Source organism: Microcystis sp. M53602_WE12, from assembly GCF_030065455.1.
In the GTDB taxonomy this organism is placed as follows: Bacteria; Cyanobacteriota; Cyanobacteriia; order Cyanobacteriales; family Microcystaceae; genus Microcystis; species Microcystis aeruginosa.
This window is the reverse complement of record NZ_JASJFB010000235.1, coordinates 1-5,780: the sequence shown is the minus strand read 5'-3', so window position 1 is coordinate 5,780 and position 5,780 is coordinate 1. Positions and strand designations below refer to the sequence as shown.

7 protein-coding genes are annotated in these 5,780 nt (G+C 43.3%); 3 read left to right on the top strand and 4 right to left on the bottom strand.

The window, feature by feature from the left end:
* Positions 1-233: 233 nt before the first annotated feature.
* The 4 genes from PX482_RS08625 to lepB form a co-directional block, all read right to left on the bottom strand.
* Entirely contained in the window at positions 234-1,304 is a 1,071-nt protein-coding gene (locus PX482_RS08625) for a YheT family hydrolase (RefSeq protein ID WP_288023236.1), read from the bottom strand.
* Positions 1,305-1,369: 65 nt separating this feature from the next.
* Positions 1,370-1,738: a DUF1818 family protein gene (locus PX482_RS08620; RefSeq protein ID WP_002758115.1), complete on the bottom strand. Its 369-nt coding sequence runs from the start codon at positions 1,736-1,738 to the stop codon at positions 1,370-1,372.
* A 6-nt stretch (positions 1,739-1,744) separates the two neighbouring features.
* The gene (locus PX482_RS08615; RefSeq protein WP_288023234.1) at positions 1,745-2,320 is read right to left on the bottom strand and encodes a hypothetical protein; all 576 of its coding nucleotides are present in this window, start codon (positions 2,318-2,320) and stop codon (positions 1,745-1,747) included.
* Positions 2,321-2,508: 188 nt separating this feature from the next.
* Positions 2,509-3,606, bottom strand: a complete 1,098-nt coding sequence (gene lepB / locus PX482_RS08610) for a signal peptidase I (protein WP_288095830.1) — start codon at positions 3,604-3,606, stop codon at positions 2,509-2,511.
* 139 nt (positions 3,607-3,745) lie between these two features.
* Here lepB and PX482_RS08605 point away from each other — a divergent pair, with 139 nt between their 5' ends.
* From PX482_RS08605 to PX482_RS08595, 3 genes are all read left to right on the top strand, one after another.
* Positions 3,746-4,405, top strand: a complete 660-nt coding sequence (locus PX482_RS08605) for a glutathione S-transferase family protein (protein WP_002758118.1) — start codon at positions 3,746-3,748, stop codon at positions 4,403-4,405.
* The gene (locus tag PX482_RS08600; RefSeq protein ID WP_288122322.1) at positions 4,406-4,702 is read left to right on the top strand and encodes a glutathione S-transferase; all 297 of its coding nucleotides are present in this window, start codon (positions 4,406-4,408) and stop codon (positions 4,700-4,702) included.
* Between the two features lie 149 nt (positions 4,703-4,851).
* Positions 4,852-5,472: a chorismate lyase gene (locus PX482_RS08595; protein ID WP_288023231.1), complete on the top strand. Its 621-nt coding sequence runs from the start codon at positions 4,852-4,854 to the stop codon at positions 5,470-5,472.
* The last annotated feature ends 308 nt before the right edge of the window (positions 5,473-5,780 follow it).

The following is a 5,780-nucleotide window of genomic DNA, read 5'->3' as shown; positions in this document are numbered from 1 at the left end:
TCAGGGGGTCAATTACCTAATTTTCAGGGAAAAAGTGCCTAAATTTCCCCCCCGATCACCCCAATGTCTGGCACTTTTTGATGGGAAAAAAGTCTAAAAGTCTTATACAACAAGGTTTTTAGATTTATTCAGCCAACCCTATACTAAATCTGGTTATTAAAAACTGATTATTTATTCCCCCTCTTGCATGAGTGCCTATCGTGATATGTAACCTATACTCAACGGATTTAGGATTATTTGCCAGTTTTTTGGTCAAACCAGTCTAAAACCCGATTCCATGCCCACCAGCGATCGCTATCGCCCCACTGACGCTGACAGGATAAACTGCTGATATAACCCACATGACCGCCATAGTTGGTTAAGAGTAGATCCACGTGGGGATTATCGGCGATCGCTGCTTGCAGATCGGGAATAACTGCGGGGGAAAAGAGGGGATCATCGGCCGCGTAGAGGATAAAAGTGGGTTTAGTTAAATAGGGTTGAAAGGGCAAGGGACTACTAGCGGCATAATAGTCAAAAACTGTCTCAAATCCTAGCTTTTTAATCACTAATTCTCGATCGAATCCGGCAATCGTGGTGGCGCGAGTAATTGCTTCGGGATCGATATGATCGGGATGAGCTTGATGGATGCGTTTGGCTAACTTGCGTAATTCCCTGGCGATCGCTTTTTCCAAATGTTTCCCCCAGGGATCCCGGACGAGATAGGATAAAGAACGATTAGAGTCTAAATTAGGACAAATTACCGCACCACCACCGATATCGACGGGATCGATCCCCATATCTTCCTGATTCTCTGCCGATTTAATTCCCCAGAGGGCCAATTGTCCCCCCAGAGAGTAACCCGTGAACCAAAAAGGAGCAGGACAGCCCATTTTTTGGGCTTGGGCGGCAATATGAAGGAAATCTAGCCCTTCATAGATGCCATCGGAGGTGAGAGTCGGGGATAATTCGGCTGTCTTACCGTGGGCCCGCCAATCGAAGAGGACGACTGCGTAGTTTCTTGCTACGGCTTTTCTGCCTAAAATTCTTAAAAACCATTGATTATCTAAGTCTCCCGTGATGCCGTAGGTGCCGATAATTGTTCCTTTCGCTTGCGGGGGAATGGAAACAATCCCGTAGATGGGGACGGCATTGGCCCCGGTGAAAATGGTTTCTTGATAGACTGGTTCGGGAATAGCGATCGTATTTTGCCAGGTTTCTCGCGCTTTTAGGGCCACATAGAGAGTCATGGCAAAACCGTTTTTCAGCAATGGGGGCGGGGTGTAGGTGAGATTATCGGTCCTCGTCCTCGGATGGGCAAGCATAGCAGCACAGGGGAATCAAAAAGTCAAGAGGGGGAGACAAAAATTAACTTATGCCCACCGCTTTCTTAAAAATTGTAAAGCAAATTGTCCCAAGCGGCGAGCAACTCTGGCAGGGCAGTGGCCGACCAATTGCCCTCACAACCGCGACCTTGATAGAGAATAAATCGCAGGGAATAATTATCGGGAAATCCTGCCGCTTCTAACCATAAAAGCTCGCTTTCCGCTTCACAAGCAATACTTTCTTCATCCATTAATTCTGTGGCCATGGCCGCCATAGTTGCGGTCAATTGTGATAGTAACCGACGCAAATCTTGCCACTCGGCCTCGGTCAATTCGATCGCCCAATCATCGCCACCAATTAATCCTTTATAAATGGCTGCCTTAGGATCCCAACCGAGTCGCCAACCTGAACCATATTTGAGAATTTTTTCCATAATTTTCTAGAATTTTAATAGGTCGGCATCTCCCGGTTTTGATAAAGATGGACGACGGGGAGAAGGACTGGGAGAAGGGCTAGGATTGGGGGTTTCTTGGGGGAGAATGGCGGGGTTATAAATTTCGACTAGAAGGGTGACTAACTGCTGCCTTTGACGACGATTAAGACTGTTAATCGCTTTGATATCGGCAGCCATGGGATTAACCGTAAGGGTTGCTTGTCCGGGATAGTTTTCTTCGCTGATTTTCTCGTTCACTCCTAGATAATCCCCTAGGGTTAATTGCCAATCAAAACGGATGAGAGTAAACCTTTTTTTTGTATCTTGATGATAACGAAGAAAGCGACTTATTAAAGTATTATTCGGATCGATCGCCCCTGTATCTCGACGGTTATAGTTGTTTTCTTTCGGTAAATCTGGCATTGCTTGATAAATTTGTTGAGCAACTGTTTCGGGTCGTTGAATTTGGCTCATCCCGGGGGATTGCCACGATAACCACCAGAAAAATATCCCTATTCCTAGCCAGAATACTAATAATATTATTTGCTTAATTTTCAGCTTTTGAGGGAATTTTAACAGCATATTAATCAAGAAAAGATTGAAGTTAATTATCTAGCACCAGTGGTAATTTTTCAGTAACAATTCAAGGGATGCTGTACTGCATTTAAACTGCGTATTGTAAACTTTAGGACAAATGCTCAACCCCCCTCTCCCTGCTCCCATGAAGTCTTAACGAGTAATTCAGATAGTCAACAGCTTAGTCATCCCCATCATAGCAAAGACTGGACACGATCGAGAGGCCAGTAAACTTTATAGGCTTGACCAACGATATAACTTTCTGGCAAAAAACCCCAAGCATGGGAATCAAAACTATGGTTACGATTATCTCCCAAAACAAACAGGGTTTTTGGGGGTACAGTCATAAATTCTATTTCATAATTGGCTAACTCGGCGGTGTAGGGTTCCTCGATAACTTGCCAGTTGAGATAAACTTTACCCCTGCGGATTTCAATGGTATCCCCAGAAATAGCGATGACTCGTTTGATAAAAAAATCTCCCGAATTAGGCTCTAGTTGCTGAATTTTTTCGGGAGTTCTAAAAACAATTATATCGCCTCTTTTCGCTTGATAATTACTGGATTGACTGACGAAAATGCGATCACCTACTGCGAGGGTAGGCAGCATGGATTCGCTCGGAATCTCGAAAAATTCTATTCTTTGATGTAACCAATCGGGAAAATAATTACAGATAATTCCCCAAGTAAAAATTGCTGCCACCATCAGCGCCAAAATGGAACGATAGGTGTGACGATGGGGATGAAATTGATCGGGGAAAGTGTGGTAAACATGATAAACAGCGATTGCTGTAATTAAAGGGGTAAGAAAGAGGATATTGTCCAAAAAATCATCTATTTTCAGGGTAATCAGGGATATAGTCAGAAAAATTATCCCTAAGATCACCTTATCGGCGTACAATTGCCCTAACCCCGGTATAATCCGGTTAGCGAAGACGGCAAACCATGGGTTTTTTTGTTGGCGGGGAATTTTCTCTAAGCTGTTATTCTGTCTGGAATAATAAACAGTCCAGTGAGCGTCAAAAATATTGCTAATGTAAACGATAACCAGAGCAACTATTCCCCCTAATCCCCAGCTTACAGGGCCATTGTGGCTAAAAATTGACCAAATTGTCACAATTATTAATATTACTTGAGCGATTGCCAAAATGGTTGCTTTTTGGTTTTTGTTAGCATACCATTGTCCCAAACCGGGGAAAAACATCGAGAGATTGACCGCTAACCAGGGATCTTTTGCTTGTGAATTAGTCGCATAAGGACGAGAAACAGCAGAAAAAAGGGAGGGTTTGCTCATAGTATAGACCTATTGCCAATTCAGTAAACAGAGTGATCAGTAAACAGTAAACAGTAAACAGTGAACAGTTAACTTAAAACCCAAGTCTGATAACTGATAACTGGTAACTGATAACTATTATAGCAACCAACAAAACTTAATGCTTTTACTTCAATTTAGCACCTCTCATTACTGTCGCAAAGCTCGTTTAGCTCTAGGTTATAAGGGGATTGATTACCAAGTAGAAAATCTCACCCCCGGACTACATATTCTCAAACTCAGGCCTCTAACCAAAGGGTTAACCACTGTCCCCGTTTTAATGGCAGCAGATGAGATTATTGCCGATTCTACCGCCATTTTAAAATATTTAGAAAAAGTAGTTCCTTTCCCCTCTTTTATTCCCGCTGGGGAAAAGGAGAAAAATCAAGCTTGGTTACTAGAGGATTGGTTAGATGAAAGTATTGGAGTAGCGACGAGATTTGTCTATTATAATTATCGCGCCGGAGAGGGAAAAGCGATCGATCCTTCCCTGAGTAGTCAAATAATTATTAATATCGTGCGACAACAATATAAAATCACCCCAGCCAGGGTAAAACTAGCGGAGGAGCGACTAGAAAATGCCCTCAAGATTCTAGAATATTGGCAAAATCAGCCCTATTTGGTGGCGGATAAATTAAGTGTAGCCGATATTGCCGCCACTGCCCTACTCAGTCCTCTGGCTCTAATTCCCAGTTATCGTCAAAAATATCCCTGGTTGTTTGCTAGAATCGGGGAAATTCATCAACAGTGTCGGGAAAAATTGCCCCCCGGTTTAAATTAAATGCAGCGAACGACCAAAATTATTATTCTCATTTTGATCGGTTTCTTATCGCCCCTAAAAGCCCTTGCTTTGCCCTCTCCTGAAGATATTCCCGAAGAAGTTTTACGAGCAGAAATTATCACTTCGGCTCGCTCGCCCCTTGATAATCAACCCCTAACTGCGGCAGAATATGCCTTACTAGAAGAACAATTAGCCACCAGCATTTATCCCCCCCAAATTAATCCCAAGATTCGACAATTAATTGCCCTGAGAAGATTACAAAAATTCCTCCAGATATTGATACCTTTCTATCGTTAAAATCAAAATAGTCAATCTCCTTTGGCAAAAGTGCCTATGCTAACCGAAAAGTTTAGAGAGGATTAGAGCAAGGCGATCGCTTTTATCACCAGCAGACAAAAATCCCGTGTTATGATTAATGAAAAAATCATAAAGTTTTGTAACAAACCTTGACTGCTATCCTCCGCCCCCAAGAAAAGCCCCTGCTTAATCGTCCTTGGTACTCCCTGTCCTCTCTCTGGCAAGGAGACGAAACCGATGTTAAACAAGGTTTACCCCATAGCCAACTCGCACCCCCGTGGCAGATTTTAATTCTCGGCGATGGTTCTCCCACCCGTCATTTACAACTTTTAACCGGTGAAAAAACGGAAGTGGATGTGATCGATATGTCCCCCATCGGCGACGATGAGGATGGCGCACCGATGAAAATTAGCCTGATTCCGGGGCCGAGATTGCGTCGTCAAGTCTGGTTACGCACAGCTAGTGGTCAAAGGTTAGCCTATGCCGCTTCTTGGTGGTCTGTCAATCAAGTGGACGAATATCTGGAAAATCGTTCCCTACCGATTTGGGAAAGTCTCTCGCGGCTGCACACGGAATTGTATCGCGATGTGCAGGGACTTTATTACGGTCATTCCCCGGAATTAGAAATAGCTTTTGGGGAAAAAGGAGCATTTTGGGGTCGTCATTACCTATTTTGGCACGCTCGCCAACCCCTTACCCTGATTTACGAGGTTTTTTCTCCCTATCTCCGTAAATACCTCGGCGAAATGAGAATTGATCAATTAGGATAACTGCTGTAGATAAGCTAAACGGCTTTTACTTCGGATCACCGATATAGACTCCAAAAGGGTTATAGCTATTGGATCATGCAGGTTAAGCGCCGTTTAGCTTATTTCTATGTAGGACTTGCTGAATAATGGTAAAACCCTTTGAAAATAAGGCTTTTGACCTGTTAAAATCTGATGTTAGTGCAAGAAAATAGGATTGGGACATTCAAAAACCTTGCATTATTCTCCTCATAGTACATAAACTGGTACAAAAAAAGAGGGCAACAAAGCCTGAAACGACCGACTCCTGACTCCTGACTCCTGACTCCTAC

Bases quoted from the DNA above. Each gene is read 5' to 3' on its own strand.
- PX482_RS08625 (WP_288023236.1), bottom strand. From the start codon at position 1,304: ATGCTTGCCCATCCGAGGACGAGGACCGATAATCTCACCTACACCCCG.
- PX482_RS08620 (WP_002758115.1), bottom strand. From the start codon at position 1,738: ATGGAAAAAATTCTCAAATATGGTTCAGGTTGGCGACTCGGTTGGGAT.
- PX482_RS08615 (WP_288023234.1), bottom strand. From the start codon at position 2,320: ATGCTGTTAAAATTCCCTCAAAAGCTGAAAATTAAGCAAATAATATTA.
- lepB (WP_288095830.1), bottom strand. From the start codon at position 3,606: ATGAGCAAACCCTCCCTTTTTTCTGCTGTTTCTCGTCCTTATGCGACT.
- PX482_RS08605 (WP_002758118.1), top strand. From the start codon at position 3,746: ATGCTTTTACTTCAATTTAGCACCTCTCATTACTGTCGCAAAGCTCGT.
- PX482_RS08600 (WP_288122322.1), top strand. From the start codon at position 4,406: ATGCAGCGAACGACCAAAATTATTATTCTCATTTTGATCGGTTTCTTA.